10 protein-coding genes are annotated in these 15,283 nt (G+C 71.5%); 5 read left to right on the top strand and 5 right to left on the bottom strand.

Features of this window, described 5'->3' with window-relative positions; all coding sequences use genetic code 11:
• Positions 1 to 78: 78 nt before the first annotated feature.
• Entirely contained in the window at positions 79 to 582 is a 504-nt protein-coding gene (locus HG543_RS18920; RefSeq protein ID WP_169346200.1) for a hypothetical protein, read from the bottom strand.
• 265 nt (positions 583 to 847) lie between these two features.
• On the opposite strand from HG543_RS18920, the gene HG543_RS18915 reads away from it, so the two are divergent.
• The 4 genes from HG543_RS18915 (at position 848) to HG543_RS18900 (ending at position 5,627) form a co-directional block, all read left to right on the top strand.
• Complete coding sequence (locus HG543_RS18915) at positions 848 to 2,023, top strand: bestrophin family protein (RefSeq protein ID WP_169346199.1); 1,176 nt, start codon at positions 848 to 850, stop codon at positions 2,021 to 2,023.
• Between the two features lie 106 nt (positions 2,024 to 2,129).
• Complete coding sequence (locus HG543_RS18910; protein ID WP_169346198.1) at positions 2,130 to 2,741, top strand: TetR/AcrR family transcriptional regulator; 612 nt, start codon at positions 2,130 to 2,132, stop codon at positions 2,739 to 2,741.
• Complete coding sequence (locus HG543_RS18905) at positions 2,738 to 3,526, top strand: glucose 1-dehydrogenase (protein ID WP_169346197.1); 789 nt, start codon at positions 2,738 to 2,740, stop codon at positions 3,524 to 3,526. Before HG543_RS18910 ends, HG543_RS18905 begins: the two co-directional genes overlap by 4 nt.
• A 145-nt stretch (positions 3,527 to 3,671) precedes the next feature.
• The gene (locus tag HG543_RS18900; protein WP_211194025.1) at positions 3,672 to 5,627 is read left to right on the top strand and encodes a sensor histidine kinase; all 1,956 of its coding nucleotides are present in this window, start codon (positions 3,672 to 3,674) and stop codon (positions 5,625 to 5,627) included.
• Here HG543_RS18900 and HG543_RS18895 read toward each other — a convergent pair.
• The 3 genes from HG543_RS18895 to HG543_RS18885 form a co-directional block, all read right to left on the bottom strand.
• Positions 5,624 to 9,733 carry a protein kinase domain-containing protein gene (locus tag HG543_RS18895; protein ID WP_169346196.1) on the bottom strand — a complete coding sequence of 1,370 codons (4,110 nt, stop codon included), beginning with the start codon at positions 9,731 to 9,733 and terminating at the stop codon, positions 5,624 to 5,626. The two genes, HG543_RS18900 and HG543_RS18895, sit on opposite strands and share 4 nt — an antisense overlap.
• A gap of 58 nt (positions 9,734 to 9,791) precedes the next feature.
• Positions 9,792 to 12,218 (bottom strand): helicase-related protein, encoded by a 2,427-nt coding sequence (locus tag HG543_RS18890; RefSeq protein WP_169346195.1) that lies wholly within the window; start codon positions 12,216 to 12,218, stop codon positions 9,792 to 9,794.
• Between the two features lie 102 nt (positions 12,219 to 12,320).
• Positions 12,321 to 13,802, bottom strand: a complete 1,482-nt coding sequence (locus HG543_RS18885; protein ID WP_169346194.1) for an FAD-dependent oxidoreductase — start codon at positions 13,800 to 13,802, stop codon at positions 12,321 to 12,323.
• Positions 13,803 to 13,908: 106 nt separating this feature from the next.
• Between HG543_RS18885 and HG543_RS18880 the strand changes: the two genes are divergently transcribed.
• Positions 13,909 to 14,706: an AraC family transcriptional regulator gene (locus HG543_RS18880; RefSeq protein WP_169346193.1), complete on the top strand. Its 798-nt coding sequence runs from the start codon at positions 13,909 to 13,911 to the stop codon at positions 14,704 to 14,706.
• 8 nt (positions 14,707 to 14,714) lie between these two features.
• Here the strand turns inward: HG543_RS18880 and HG543_RS18875 are convergent.
• Positions 14,715 to 15,283, bottom strand: a 569-nt coding sequence (locus HG543_RS18875) for a DnaA N-terminal domain-containing protein (protein ID WP_281404427.1), incomplete at its 5' end; no start/stop codon positions are given.

Here is a 15,283-nt window from a genome sequence, read left to right as displayed (position 1 = left end):
AGCGTCGAGGGCAAGCCGGATACATCGAGACATGTCTCGCCAGGTTGACGCCATGCCGTTGCATGACGCGTGATTCCCTCAGACGAAGTCCAGCGAGAAGCGCACGGTGTTGCCCTTGCGCTCCACCTTCTCGCTGGTGACGACCTTGCCGAAGCTGAGCAGGAAGCCGCGGAACAGCCCCGCCAGCAGCGGGGGCGGCAGGCGCGTGTCGCTCTCCAGCACCACGGAGTCCCGGCTCAGCCGGACGGTGCGGATGGACTCCGCGTCCGGCAGGCCCCGCACGGTGTGCCGGGACATGGCGTTGCAGTCGCCGAAGAGCTTCTCCAGCGTCTCGAAGCCCGCCGACGTGAGGAGCGACACCGTATTGAGTCCCAGCGACTGGCCGATGGCGGAAATCGTCCCATCGCCCAGCTTCGCGTGGAAGTCGCCCGCCATCCGCACGTACTCGTCCCACTCGTACCAGACGTCATCCCGCATCTCGTCGATGCGCTTGCGGTGCTGGGGAAAGAGCAACGTCGTCGTCGTTCCCAGCATGGACCCGATGGTGGCCTTGAAATGAATGCCGAGTATCTGCCCCGCCATGAGCTCCCCTCCTCGCGCGTTGCGCGCGACATCGATGGCTGAGCCATGGTGACAAACATGTTTCATTGTCGACAATGAGTCGCTTCCGCCCCCATGACGCGCGGGCCGCTCCCGTGGCGCGGCCCGCGCGTCTGCTCGCTCCAGGACACAGTCGGGGGGCAGAACTCCACCTTCACGGCACGGCTCCGCACTCCGCGTTGTCAGCCCTTCGCGCCGTGAATAGACGCAGTGCGCAATCTGGCCTCGTCTCCCTGGAGCGTCCTCAATGATTGTTGGTCGCAGGCTGTCCTGGCGCATCATCCTCCGCTACACGGGCCGGCCCGTCGCGATTCACGTCCTCTTCGCGCTGCTCATCGCCCTGAGCTACCGCCACCTGGAGCTCGCGTGGATGGCGGTGCCGTCCCTGCCAGTCTCCGTGCTCGCCGCGGCGCTGGGCGTGCTGCTCGCCTTCCGCAATGGCTCCGCGTACGACCGGTGGTGGGAGGCCCGCACCATCTGGGGCGGCGTGGTGAACTGGTCTCGCACGTTCGCCCGCCAGGTGCTGACGCTGCTGCCGCCTCCGGGGGACCGGGGGAGCACGCCCTTGATGGAGGGGCCCGCGCTCACCTCGCGCCTGTTGCGCACGGCGACCGCGCCGGAGGCCCCGGGGACGCTGCTGACGGCGGCGGGAACCCGGGGGAGTGACGGCGCGGTGCGCAACCAGTTCGGCGAGGCCCGCGCGGCCCGCGCGGCCCGCGAGGCTCGCGAGGCCCGGTCCGCTTCGCAGCCCGGCGCGGCCCTCACCGACGAGGCCCTGGGACCGCCCCAGGGCGTCATCACCGGGATGTCCGAGGGCATCAACGAGGACGCGCGCGAGCTGGTGTACGCGCAGATGGGCTTCGTGAACGCGCTGCGCTGCCACCTGCGGCGTCAGGACCCGCTGCCGCAACTGGTCCCCTTCTTCCGGCCCCAGGTGCTGGAGGCCCTGCGCACCGAGCAGAACATCCCCTCCGCGCTGCTGTTGTGGATGGCCACCCGCCTGCGCCACATCTACGGGCAGGTGTCGGACGCGCAGAAGGTCGTGTTCCTCCAGGTGACCATGGACGGAACGCTGTCCGAGCTGACCAACCTGCTGGGCGCGTGCGAGCGCATCAAGAACACCTCCATCCCCCGCCAGTACGACATCCTGCTGCTGGCGATGACGCGCGCCTATCTGGCGATGCTGCCGCTCGGCGTGGTGGCGGACCTGGGCTGGCTCACGCCGGTCGTCACCGCCGTCATCGCCTTCCTGTTCATCGGCCTGGACGCCGTGGGCCGCGACATCGAAGGCCCGTTCGAGGACGACGTCAGCGACACGCCGATGACGGCGCTGTGCCGCACCATCGAAATCAACCTGCGGCAGATGCTCGGCGAGACGGAGCTTCCGCCTCCCGTGCAGCCCCAGGACGGACTGCTCTACTGAACAGGACACCCGCCCCGTCCCATCGGGCGCGGCTCCGGCCATTCATTGACCAACCGGTCAGTCAATGATATGGAGAGGCCATCCTTCCGAGAGGAATGGGGGGCGCATGGCACCGAGAGCGGAGGACCAGAACCGGCAGATGCGCGAGCGCTCCAGCGAGGCCATCCGGCGCGCGGCGCTCGAGCTGTTCATCGAGAAGGGCTTCCACGCGGCCTCCATCGCGGAAATCGCGAAGCGGGCGGGCGTGTCCAAGGGGCTCATCTACAACTACTACCGGAGCAAGGATGAGCTGCTCCAGGCGCTGATGGAGGACCGGCTGCGCGAGGCCGCCGCGACGTACGCGAGCGTGCCAGCGGGCGGCGGCGCCGCGGAGAAGCTGCGCTACATCGTGGACAGCTCGGTGGAGCAGATCGTCCGCAACCACGAGCTGTACCGCCTGTACTTCGCGCTGCTGCTGCAGCCCGGCGCCACCCCGGCCCTTCAGCGCGCGGAGGAGACGCTGGCGCCCGAGTTCTCGCGCATCTTCGGCCAGCTCATCGCGCTGTTCACCGAGTCCGGCAGCGATGCCCCCGAGACGGACGCGGTGGTCTTCCAGTCGGCGCTCAACGGCCTGGCCCTGGGGCTGCTCACGAAGGCCCGGCCCGGGGAGTTTCCCACCGACGCCATCAAGCAGCGCCTGCTGCGGCGGTTCGGATTCCAGAAGAAGGAGGCACCATGAGGACGTTCGAGAACAAGAGCGTGCTGGTGACGGGGGGCAACTCGGGAATCGGGCGCGCGGCGGCGCTGGCCTTCGCGCGGGAAGGCGCCCGCGTCGTCGTCTCGGCGCGGCGCGTGGAGCCGGGCGAGGAGGTCGTGAGCGAAATCCGCGCCAGCGGCGGGGAGGCGTGCTTCATCCGCTGCGATATCTCGGACGAGGCCCAGGTGGAGGCGCTCGTCCGGCGGACCGTGGAGACGTACGGCCGGCTCGACTGCGCGTTCAACAACGCGGGCAGCCTCGGAAGCAACAAGGGGCCGCTCCACGAGCAGGGGCTCTCCGACTTCGAGGAGACGGTGAACGTCCACATGCGCGGCGTCTGGCTGTGCATGAAGCACGAGGTGCGGGCCATGCTGGCCTCGTCTCCCGGGGGCGGCGTCATCGTCAACACGTCCTCCGTGGCGGGGCTCGGAGGCGTGGGTGGACAGGGCTTCTACCCGGCGGCCAAGGCCGGCGTCATCGCGCTGACCAAGACGGCCGCGCAGGAGTACGCACGGCTGGGCATCCGGGTGAACACGCTGGTGGCGGGCTCGTTCGAGACGCCCATGTTCGAGGGAGCCCTGCACGCGTTGTCGGGCGGCGATGCGCAGGCGCTGCGGGAGCAGGTCCGGCGGTTCATCCCGCTGGGGCGCATCGGCCAGGCCTCCGAGGCCGCCGCCGCGGCGCTGTGGCTCTGCTCGGACGCGGCCTCCTTCGTCACCGGTCACTCGATGATTGTGGACGGTGGCGTCAGCTCGCTCCTGCGCTGAGAAGCGGGCGGGAATGCTCCCGGCCGGCCACCCGGTCCAGCCTCCGAGGCCGTCTTCCTCCACCCGGGCCGACCCTTTCGCGCCGCTCTGCCACTCCGCATGTTTCATCGAGAAGGCCGTCCCGGTGCTGGGGGAGGTGGCCGTGATGAAGGGAGACATGAGCACGGTGCCACCGGGCTGGGAGGTCCTCGCCCGCTCGCGTGCGACCCACTCCCCGCCCGAGTTGCTGCTCCAGGTGGCAGCGGGTCTCCGCGCCACGCTGGTCGTGGACAGCCGTGGGCGGATTGTCTGGATGGACCCGGTGCTGGCCGGGGCCGCGGGGTGGAGGGATGGGGCGCCCGCCGGTCACCCCATGGAGGAGGTGCTCGGCGGCCTCCCCTGGCTCAAGCACGCGCTCGACACGGCCCTCGAGGGCACGGAGGGCCTGTGCGAGGGCCATGAGCACGGGCAGCGGCTGAGCGCCGTGGTGGTGCCCGTCTTCGGGGAGGACGGGACGCAGCTGGGTGTCTGCGCGCGCCTCCGGACGCTCGACACCCCGAAGCAACCGCCCGCCGGGGAGCGCCAGGCGAGGGAGCACCTCGAACACCAGACCTCGGTGCTGCGCGCCACGTTCGACTCCATCGCCGACGGCGTCATCGTGGTGGACCTGTCCCGGAGAATCACCGCCTTCAACAAGCGCTTCCAGGAGATGTGGGGGCTCACGGACGAGATGCTGGAGGAGCGGGACGCCGAGAAGGCGCTCGCGAGCGCGGCCCCGCTCGTCAAGGACCCCGAGCGGTTCGTCGCCGGCATCCTGCGGAGGATGCTCCCCTCCTCCGAGGCGGAGAACTCCGACATCGTCGAGCTGCGGGATGGCCGGGTCTTCGAGCGCAAGTCGCTCCCCCAGCGGCTGGGAGACACCATCATCGGCCGCGTCTGGAGCTACCGGGACGTGACCGTCGAACGTCACGCGCAGGCGGAGCAGGCACGGCTGCTCGCCGCCGAGCAGAGCGCGCGCGAGCGCCTGGAGGAGTCCTTCGCCGTGCTCGACACCTTCCTCAACCACGCGCCCATCGGCCTGGGCTTCATCGGGAAGGACCTGCGCTTCCTCCGCCTCAACGACGCGCTGGCCGCGCTCCATGGCCGGCGGCGGGAGGAGGAAATCGGGAGGCTGGTGCGTGAGATGACGCCCCACGTGGCCTCCACCGTCGAACCCCTCATGCGCCAGGTGATGGAGACGGGCCGCCCCATCATCGGGCTCGACATGACGGGCGAGGTGCCGGCCACGCCGGGCCAGCAGCGGCACTGGCACGTCAGCTACTACCCCGTGCGCACGGCGGGCGGAGGCATCCTGGGCGTGGGCGCGGTGGTCGTCGAGGTGACGGCGGAGCGTCACGCCCAGGCCGAGCGCGAGCGCCTGCTGCGCGAGGCCCGGGAGGCCGTCCGCATCCGGGATGACTTCCTGTCCATCGCCGCCCACGAGCTCAAGACGCCGCTGACCCCGCTCAAGCTCCACCTGCAGATGATGAAGGCCCAGGTGGGCGCCGGCCGGCTCGTGGCCCAGCACCACGTGGACAAGGCGCTCACCCAGGTCTCCCGGCTGGCGGTGCTGGTCAACGACCTGCTGGACGCCTCGCGCATCCAGGCCGGACGGCTGGAGCTCTGCCGGGAGCCCCTCTCGCTGCGGGAGTTCGTCCGCGAGGTCCTCTCCGACTTCCGCTCCACCAGCCCCCTGCACTCACTCGAGTTCGAGGAGCCCGGCGAGCCCCTCGTCGTCATGGCCGACCGCGGCCGGCTCGCGCAGGTGCTGACGAACCTGCTGGAGAACGCCTTCAAGTACAGCCCCACCGGCGGAACGGTCCACCTCCGGGCGGAGCGCGTGGGCGGCGAGGCGCGCGTCTCCGTGAGGGACGAGGGCATTGGCATCCCGGAGGACCAGCAGGCGCACCTCTTCGAGCGCTTCTTCCGCGCGAGGAACGCGCCCATCTCCGGCTTCGGAGGGCTGGGCCTGGGGCTCTACATCTGCCACGACATCATCGAGCGGCACGGCGGCCGCATCTGGGTGGAGAGCCGGCTGGAGCACGGCTCCACCTTCCACTTCTCCCTGCCCCTCGCGAGCTAGGCCTCCGCGAGCTGCGCCAGCAGCGTCCTCGCCGCCCGGAAGTCGGGCGAGTCGTGCTGCTCCGCGCCGAGCCGCGCGCATGTCCTCGCCAGGAGCCGCCGGGCCGCATGCCACCGGCCCTGGTCGCGCAGCAGCTGCCCCAGGCCCACCGTCGCGCGCAGCTCGAAGAGCCCCGCCCCCTGCTGGCGCGCCAGCGCGATGGCGCGGAAGAAGCAGTACTTCGCCGAGCCCTCCTGGCGCCGGGCTCGCAGCAGCTCGCCCTGGATGCGGTGCAGCTCGGCCGCGTAGGAGTGCTCTCCCGTCGTCTGCTGCCACGCCTGCGCCTCCAGCATGGAGGCCACGGCCTTGGGCATCCACCCCCGCCGGAGCTCCACCTCCGCGAGGAGGATGAAGTTGTAGGGCACGCCGGCGCGAAGCCCCAGCATGCGCCAGCGCTCGATGCCCTGCTTCAGGAGGGAGAGCCCCGCCTCCTCCTGGCCCAGCATGCACGAGGTCCAGCCACGGATGAGCTCCGCCATGGCGAGCCACACCCCGAAGTCATGCGCGCTCGCGAGCGCGTCGGCCTTGACGGCCAGGTCGAGCGCCTCCCGCGTCTCCCGGCGGAGCTGGCAGGACACGGCCGCGTACGTCAACGCATAGCCGAGGATGTGCGGGTGGCCGACGCGCTCCGCCAGCGCCAGCGCATCCTGGCTGTAGCGCCGCGCCGCCTCCGGCTCTCCGAGCGCCGAGAAGAGCAGGGACGCGACGCTCAGCGCGGACACCTTGCTGAGCCCGTGGCGCGCGTCGAGCGCCCCCTCCCGCTCGACCTCCTCCTCGAAGGCCATGGAGCGCTCGATGTGCTCCCGGGCCAGCCGCATCTGCCCCCACATGAGGTGGTCCACGGCCAGCATCCGGTGGCCCAGCGCCAGCAACCGCGGGCGATGCTCTCGCTGCTCGCCCTGGGCCACGATGTGCCCGGCCATCCAGTGCCGGAGCTGGAAGTCCGCCTGCGCGTAGCTGATGTAGGGGTCCCAGGAGGCCAGGTCGTCGGCGGGAAGCGACTCGACCTGTATCTGGATGAGCTCGCGCACGCGCGCGTAGGCCTGCTTCACCTCGGGCGCGCGGAAGCCCCGCGTCTGCATGAGCGGTCCCCCGAGCGCCATCAGCAGCCCCAGCTCCTGCTGGTTTCGCTCCGGGGACTCGGGCCGTCCGCGCAGCAGCGCCAGCGCCTGGGAGAGGTAGCGCACCGCCTCGGGGTGGGCCGCCTTCAGACACGCCTGGCGTCCGGCCCGCTCCCAGTAGGGGAAGGCCTTCTCGGGCTCGCCGGCCTCCGTGTAGTGGTGCGCGAGCACCTCGGGCCGCGTCTCCCCCACCTGGGGGAAGTGCGCCTCCAGGACCCGGGCGATGTTCTGATGGTACCGCTGCCGCTCGCGCCGCGAGAGGGACAGCCAGGCCGTCTCCTGGATGAGCACGTGCCGGAACTGGAAGATGGGCCCGCTCGCGTCCTGCTGCTCCTGCAGCAGCCCCGCCTCCTCCAGCCCCGCGAGCGCCCAGCGCAGCTCCGCCTCGCCACGCCCGGTGAGCTTCACGAGCAGCGCCAGCGAGAGGTCACGCCCCACCACCGCGCAGAGCTGGACCAGGGCCTTCTGGCGCGAGGGCAGCAGGTCCAACCGCGCCAGGAGCAGCTCGCGGAGGGTGACGGGGATGGATTGCGGCAGCCCTCCGGGAGCAGCGGCGTCCGGGCCCTGCTGCTCCAGCACCATGCGCGTCATCTCCTCGATGAAGAGCGGAACGCCATCCGTCTTCCGCACCAGCGCCTGGAGCAGCTCCGCGGGCAGCTCCCTGCCGCGGGCCACCTCCCTGGACAGGTGGGCCGACAGTCCCGCCGACAGCCGCTCCACCCCGAGCTGGTGGAACCAGGGGATTCGCGGCCAGGGGAAGTGGAACTCCGGGCGCGCGCTGAGCGCGACGAGGATGTTCGCGTCCCCGAGGTGCTCGACGAGGGCGCCCAGCAGCTCCAGCCGGACCGAGTCGGCCCATTGCAGGTCCTCCACGGTGATGAGCAGCGGGCGCTCCCGTGCCGCGCGCCGCAGCAGCTCCACCAGCGCCTCGAAGGCGCGCTGCTTGCGCCAGTCGGGTGCGAGCTGGCGCAGGGGCGCGTCCTCGGCGACGGGCAGTGCGAAGAACAGGCCGATGAGCTGCGCCTGCTCGGCGGACATCCCGAGCGCGTCCATGCGCTCCGTCAGCTCCCGGAGGATTTGCGCCGGAGTGGCATCCGGAGAGAAGCGGAGCAGGTGCTGCAGGACGGCGATGGGCGCCTGCAGCGGGCCGGCGCTGAAGCGGGGCCAGCACTGGACCGGCATCAGGACGACCGCCCCCGAGGACGCCACCTGCTCGCGCAGCTCCTGCAGGAGCCGGGACTTGCCGATGCCCGCCTCGCCGCTGACGAGCACGCAGGCCCCCTGCCCGCTCCGGGCCCGCTCCCACAGCTCCAGCAGCCGCCGCAGCTCGCGCTCGCGCCCCACCAGCGGCATGAGGCCCCCGTCGGCCAGCGCCCGGTCGAACCGGGAGTACGCCTCCCGCTCCCCCACCACCCGGTAGACCTGGGGGCGCATGGGCCCCGACAGGCTCTCGAACGCACGGGGCTCCAGCAGCTCGGACTCGAAGAGCCTGCGCACCAGCCGCCACGTCGTGTTGCCGAGCGCCACCTCCCCGGGGCCCACCTGCCGGGCCAGCCACACCGCGAATCGCGGCGCCTCGCCCTGGATGGCGCGCTCCTCCAGCACCACGCGGTCCGTGCAGACGCCGAGCCTGACGGCGGGCATGCCCGCGGGCAGGTGCGGCAGCTGCCGGCGAAGCACCTCCGGCAGGTGGCGGGCCAGGTGCAGCGCCGCGCGCACCGCGCGCTCCGAGTCGTCCTCGCGCCCCCGGAGGTAGCCGAAGCACGCCAGGACTTCACCGCCCATGCTCATGACGATGGAGCCGCCATGGTGGGTGATGACGTCCCCGCAGGCCTGATGGAAGGCGGCGTCCAGCTCGCCGAGCTCCTCGGGGTCGAGGGGCTCCGTCAGTCCCGTGAGCTGACATGACACCATCGCGACCTGCCGGCGCTGGGGAGCCATGGCGTGCGACGCCTCCCGCGCGAAGCCGAGCCGCGAGGCCACCTCGCGCAGCTCCTCGAGCATCTCGCGCGCCGTGGGAAAGCGCCGCGAGGGCTCCTTGGCGAGGGCCGTCGTCAGGAAGGCATCCAGCTCCTGCGGCAGCTCGGGGCGCACGGCCCGCACCGAGGGCATGGGCTCGGCGGAGGTCACCCACGCCTTCACCGTCGCGGAGGCGGCGCGCGGAGTGGGCAGCGTGCCGGTGAGCAGCTGGAAGAGAATCACGCCCGAGGCCCAGATGTCGGTACGCTCGTCCTGGGGCGCCCCCAGCCACTGCTCCGGCGCCATGTAGGCTGGCGTCCCGGCCGTGGGCAGGAAGGGCGTCCGCGTGGACGTGGGAAGGGTGAGCCATGCCAGCCCGAAGTCCAGCAGCTTCACCGTGCCACCGCGGGTGATGAAGACATTGCTGGGCTTGAGGTCCCGGTGGATGACGTGATGCTCGTGCGCGTGCGTCAGTCCCGCGACGATGCCGTCCAGCATCTCCAGCGCGGGCTTCGGCTCCAGGTGATGGACCCGCCTCAGCAGCGCCGTCAGCGACTCTCCCTCCAGGCACTCCATCACCAGGAAGGGCAGCCGGACCCCTCCGGCCGTGTTGCTCCACTCGCCCACGTCGAAGATGCGGATGATGTGCTCATGGGACAGCCGGGCAATCGCCCTCGCCTCCCTCAGCGCGACGTCGGTGAGGCCCTTGCGAGGCAGCAGGAACTTGAGCGCCACCTTCCGTTGCAGCTCGCTGTCCCGAGCGCGGAAGACCCAGCCCATGGCGCCGTGCCCCAGCTCCTCCAGCACCTCGAAGCGCCGGCCGTCCCTTCCACCGAGCCATTGCCCGAGGCCCGGCAGGCGCGGCGACGGCTCGTCCTGCACCAGCGCCTCGAGCAGGTACTCCTCGAAGCTCGACACCTCGGAGCTCGCGCCGTCGTTCAAGGACGGCTCTGGCTGCCCGCTGCTCTGGGTGCGCTCTCCGGACATGGTGTGCTCCCCGCATGCGGGCGGAACGCGCCGCATCGGACCCCCGTAGAATACGAAGCTAGGGACCTTCCGGATTTCGCACCACCGCTGGCCCTCTTGCGTGGACCGGCGGTCCCTTGGTTCCGCTCTTGTCGGGCGCCGTCGCTGGCGGCTTCCCCCGGCGCCGTCGCCGCCGCCGCTTCGCCGGAGCGCCCCCGGACGGGCCTCCAAGCTCTCGCAGCACCCGAGCGCGGACGCCGCCTTCCAGCCGCAGCTCCTGCATGAGGGCGTGCACCTGCCGGCTCCCCTGAGGGTGGCGCAGCGCCTCGCCGAGCCGCTCGAGGATGTCGATGCGCAGCGCCACGGGACCGAGCACCTCGTACCCCAGCGTCCGCGCGTTCCACGCGCCCAGGTCCGCGATGGCGAGCACGGGCTCTCGTGGAGCGCCCGGGGGCGGCCGCCCCTGCTGGAACAGCGCCATCAGCATGCAGCGCCGTTCGAGCGCGTGCGGCGCGAGCGCCTCCTCGACATACAGGAAGCGCTGGCCCTCGCGGACGCCCAGCTCCCTCAAGCGCTCCCGCTCCTCCGGCGTCAGCAGCCGCCACTGCTCGCGCGCCTCGCCCTGGGTGATGACCCCCAGCCCTTCGGCGAGACGGTAGGCCAGGCCCCGCATCGCCGGAGAGCGCCCGGCGCCGGTGAGGGCCTCGGCGGGAAAGCCGCCCATGGCCTCGGTGACGAGGTCCCGCGCCAGTGCCAGCAGCCGGCGCTCCAGCCGCTGCCGCGCGCCGGCCGTCCACACCTCCGGCTCCGCGAGCGCCAGCTGCGGCGAGCGCCGGTCCCTCCCGCGGACCAGCCGGGCCAGGGGTTGGTCCTCGTAGGAGATGTTTCCCAACGTATCGACCTGGAAGGCCTCGTGCGTGGCGTCGACCACCTGCTGGACGAACTGCTCCTCCGTCATCGCGCCGCCGTCGGCATCCGGCATCTCGCCCAGCAGCAGCCCCAGCTTGGCGAAGGGGCTGTCCGGCCGGACCGGCTGGGGCGTGGTGGCCCTGACGAAGCGGCGTGCGCTCCTGCGCGCGGCACGCTGTACGAAGCGCTCCACGAGCCGCTCGTGCAGGGCATCGCCCAGCGCGTCCTCGATGCCGCGGGTGCGCTCCTGCCAGTGCTCGGCGTCGTGCAGCCAGCTGGACCGATGGCTGATGTACGTCCAGATTCGGATGGCGGCCAGCCGGTCCATCAACGTGTGGATGTCCCCGGAGACATCGTCGAGCGGTGACACCTGCTTGGACAGCCAGGACTGCTCCAGCTTCCCGTCGCCCTCGGAGAGCTGGAGGAACGTCTCGCGCAGGAGCGCGACGTGCTGACCGAAGAGGCCCTTGCGGAAGTCCGGAATCTGGCAGACCTGCCACAGCAGCTCGACCATGGCCTTGTCGGTGACGGCGTCCCGGATGGCGGGGACCTGCGACAGCTCCTTGAGCGCGTCGAAGTCGTCCGCGCGCTCCACCCGGATGAAGCCCTGGTGGCCCGGGGCCCGCGACAGCGAGTCCAGCAGGGCCTCCGGGCTGGAGAAGTCGAGCGAGGAGTTGCGCCAGATGAGGCTTCGCACCGCGGGGAAGCGGTGGGTCTCGATGGACGACACCACGCGCGGGGACAGCTCGGGCAGCGTGTTCAGGGTGCCGAAGCTGCCGTCGTTCAGGTGGCGCCCCGCGCGTCCGGCAATCTGGGCCATCTCGTCCGGGAAGAGGTCGCGCTGCTCGGAGCCGTCGTACTTGGAGAACGCCGCGAAGGCCACGTGGTTGAGGTCGAGGTTGAGGCCCATGCCAATGGCATCGGTGGCCACGAGGTACTGCACCTCGCCGGACTGATACATCGCCACCTGGGCGTTGCGCGTCCTCGGGGAGAGCGCGCCCAGCACCACGGCCACACCGCCCCGGAGACGGCGCAGCGACTCGGCCAGCTCGTACACGCGGTCCGCGGAGAAGGCGACCACGGCCGAGCGCGGCGGCAGGCTCTTCAGCGAGCGGCGCCCGGAGTAGCGCAGCTGGGACAGGCGGGTGGCGCGCTTCATGGAGGCGTGGGGGATGAGCGCCTGGACCATGGGCCGCATCGTGTCCGCGCCGAGGAACCAGGTCTCCCGGCGCCCGCGCGCGTGGAGCAGACGATCGGTGAAGACGTGCCCGCGCTCTCGGTGAGCGGCGAGCTGGATTTCATCGATGGCGAGGAAGTCGACCGGTCGATCGGTCGGCATCGCCTCGACCGTGCAAATCCAATAGTCGGGGCGCGGCGGCAGGCGCTTCTCCTCGCCCGTCATCAGCGCGACCCGCCCCTCGCCCACCCGGGCGGTCACCCGGTCGTAGACCTCCCGAGCGAGCAGGCGCAGCGGCAACCCCATCATGCCCGTGTCGTGCTCGAGCATGCGCTCGATGGCGCGGTGGGTCTTTCCAGTGTTGGTGGGCCCCAGCTCCGCCACGACGACGGATGAACGGCTGAATGGGCTGGAGTTCATTGGCGGAGTCTAACCCCGGGCATGGCTCTCCGCCCGGGGGCTGACCCATCGAGAGAACAGGCACGGCTCCCTCGCCCGGAGGAGGGCCTCCGGCCGTGCGCCTCAGGCCATTCCCGCGCGCGCCCGGGAGGGCGGTGCCCAGGCCCACCCCACGTGTCCATCCGGGCGGATGAGCATGTCGCCGACGGGAACGAGCTCCTCGCGTTCCTCCAGCCGGCGGGCCTCGACGACGTGCGTCCAGCGGCCCCACTCGGGTGTGCGGCCACCCTCGCGCAGCCGCAGCCACAACCACTTCCCGTCGTGCAGGAGCGAGTAGAGCCGCCTCACGGAGCCGTCGCGCAGCGTCAGCGCGAGGTCGGGAAGCCGCCTGCCCGTCAGCGCCTTCAGGGGCTCGCCCTCGTGGGGAGGCGCGGGGAGGTCCAGCGCGGGGTAGGCCCCGTCGAAGCCGGCGAGGCGGTCGGCCAGGGGGCGGTTCAGGGCCGGGCTCTTCAGGAGGTCCGAAAGCAGGTCGCGCAGGGCCATCACGGAGGCGTCGTGCGGCATGAGCGCGGTCTGCGCCTCGGTGTTGCGCAGGAGCGCCTCGCCCACCGGAGCGCGCTCCTGGTGGTAGCTGTCGAGCAGCGTGGCCGGCGCATGGCCTCGCAGCACGCCGGCGAGCTTCCAGCCCAGGTTCATGGCGTCCTGGAGGCCCACGTTGAGGCCCTGCCCTCCCGCGGGAAAATGGATGTGAGCGGCATCGCCCGCGAGCAGGACGCGCTCCACGCGGTAGCGCTCGGCGAGCCGTGTCTCGTTGCCGAAGCGGGACAGCCACCGGGGCTCGCGCATCCCGAAGTCGGTGCCGGCGATGTTCACCGAGCTCTGCTTCAGTTCTTCCAGGGTGACGGCTTCCTGGAGCGGCACCCGGGCCCGCGCGGGGTCGAAGATGACGACGCGGTGGAGGCTCGGCCCGAGCGGAACGAGCATGACGCCGCCGCGCGCGTTGTTGACGGAGTGGGCCGGCGTCGCTGGAGGCTCGCCGAGGACCACGTCGCCGAGCATGGCCGTCAGCGTGGTGTCCGTCCCCACGAACCGGATGCCGGCGAGCTGACGGACGCGGCTGCGCGCTCCGTCCGCGCCGACGACGTAGCGCGCCTCGCAGCGGAAGGCGGCGCCCGCGGCGGTGCCCTCCAGGGACACGCCCTCGCTGTCCTGCCGCAGTGCCTCCACCTCGTGGCCGCGCCGCACGTCCACGCCCAGCTCGCGGGCCCGTGCTTCCAGCAACTGCTCGGTGTCGAGCTGGGGAAGGTACAGGGTGAAGGGGAAGGACGTGTCGAGCACCGAGAAGTCGAGCCGCGTGTCGAGCATCGCGAAGTGGCCGGTGGGAATGGGCCGGCCCCGCTCCAGGAAGCGCGGCGCGAGGCCGCGCAGCGCGAGCACTTCGAGCGAGCGCGGGTGGAGCGTCAATGCACGCGATTGGCGCACCGGCTCCGCGCGACGCTCGAACACGGTGACACGGATGCCGGCCAGCGCCAGCTCACAGGCCAGCATCAAGCCGGTCGGCCCTCCTCCGACGACGGCGACCTCCACTTCGATGACATCCTTCATGAAAGACACTCCATGGCGTTGATGGCTCAGGGTGTCTGGGTATAAAGGCGTGCATGTCTGGCCGGGTATCGACATCCCGCCAGAAAATACGGAGACGCCGCCAGAAATGCCGAGTGCGCGCACCATCGCCATCATCGAGCGCCCGGACCCACCGGAGCTCATCGCCATTCCCCTCCGCGTCGACGCCCGGAAGGAACCGGAGACGGCCCGGCACCGCCACGCGCGGGGGCAGCTGTTCTGCGTGGATCAGGGGCTGCTGGTGGTGCACACGCCACAGGGGAACTGGGTCATGCCACCAGGGCGGGCGGGCTGGATTCCGCCGGGGATCTGGCACTCCGCGCGCTGGCATGGGCCCACGAGCGGCTGGAGTGTGTATGTCGCGGCGGAGGCCTGCGATCAGCTCCCGAGGGAGGCGCGGGTGCTGCGCGTCTCGCGGGTGCTGGAGGCCATCATCGAGCGCGCCACCGGGTGGGAGCCCGGCGAGCCGCTGGACGCCACCCGGGCCCGGCTGGCGGCGGTGGCGCTGGACGAGCTGCGGAACGCGGACGAGGAGCGGACGCTGCGCCTGCCCATGCCCCGCGAGCGGCGGCTGGCCGCCATCGCGCGGGCGCTGATCGCGAACCCCGAGGATGGAAGGAGCCTGGGCGCGCTGGCCGCCTGGGCGGGGATCAGCGAACGGACCCTGACCCGGCACTTCCACCAGGAGACAGGCATGACGTTCGCGCACTGGCGTCAGCAGGCGAAGCTGGCGCGCGCCCTGGAGCTGCTGTCCGAGGGACAATCCGTCGCGGACGTGGCCTTCTCGCTCGGCTACGAGAACGTGAGCGCGTTCATCGCCATGTTCAAGCGCCTCACCGGGACGACACCGGCTCGCTGCATGGCGCGGGAGCGCCGGGCTGGCTGATCCAGGATCTACCGCGTCAGGCTCGCCGCGATCTCTGGGGGGGCCCCCTCATTCGCCCCCACGCGCCAGTCCACGCCCTGCAGGCCGCACTCGCGCACCAGCAGATCCACCATGGGCCCGTAGTTCTCCTCCACCCACTGGCGGAAGTAGACGTCGGGCACGCCCAGGATCAGCCGCCCGTCCTGCACGTCCACCGGACGGGCCTTCTGGAGCCAGAGCAGGGCGTAGCGCTTGCCCTGATCATTCAGCCGCATGAGGCAGCGCTGCCAGGTGCGGCCGGCCGGGGTGGACGCGTCCACGGACACGGCGGCGGGCACGGACGCCTCGGGAACCGCAGCCACGGCGTCTGACGACTCGTGCGGCACGTAGCGCACCCACACCTTCGGCGAGCAGAAGGCCACGGCCGTCCCCACCGGCTGCCGGGTGCGGCCCCAGTCGGACTGCAAATAGCCGCGGCAGGCCGCGATCAGCCGGCCCTCGTCGCCGCCCACCTTCGCCAGCGCGTGGCGGTACCAGTCGGGCCAGCCCGCGGGCATGTCCTCGCGCGGAACGCCTCGGAAGGCGCGCTGGCGCTCGT

Source organism: Pyxidicoccus fallax (assembly GCF_012933655.1).
Lineage (GTDB): Bacteria > Myxococcota > Myxococcia > Myxococcales > Myxococcaceae > Myxococcus > Myxococcus fallax.
Note: the sequence above shows the minus strand (reverse complement) of the source record. Positions and strands in the feature narration are given on the sequence as shown.

Coding starts and splice junctions, on each gene's coding strand:
- HG543_RS18920 (WP_169346200.1), bottom strand. CDS start 582: ATGGCGGGGCAGATACTCGGCATTCATTTCAAGGCCACCATCGGGTCC.
- HG543_RS18915 (WP_169346199.1), top strand. CDS start 848: ATGATTGTTGGTCGCAGGCTGTCCTGGCGCATCATCCTCCGCTACACG.
- HG543_RS18910 (WP_169346198.1), top strand. CDS start 2,130: ATGGCACCGAGAGCGGAGGACCAGAACCGGCAGATGCGCGAGCGCTCC.
- HG543_RS18905 (WP_169346197.1), top strand. CDS start 2,738: ATGAGGACGTTCGAGAACAAGAGCGTGCTGGTGACGGGGGGCAACTCG.
- HG543_RS18900 (WP_211194025.1), top strand. CDS start 3,672: ATGAAGGGAGACATGAGCACGGTGCCACCGGGCTGGGAGGTCCTCGCC.
- HG543_RS18895 (WP_169346196.1), bottom strand. CDS start 9,733: ATGTCCGGAGAGCGCACCCAGAGCAGCGGGCAGCCAGAGCCGTCCTTG.
- HG543_RS18890 (WP_169346195.1), bottom strand. CDS start 12,218: ATGAACTCCAGCCCATTCAGCCGTTCATCCGTCGTCGTGGCGGAGCTG.
- HG543_RS18885 (WP_169346194.1), bottom strand. CDS start 13,802: ATGAAGGATGTCATCGAAGTGGAGGTCGCCGTCGTCGGAGGAGGGCCG.
- HG543_RS18880 (WP_169346193.1), top strand. CDS start 13,909: ATGCCGAGTGCGCGCACCATCGCCATCATCGAGCGCCCGGACCCACCG.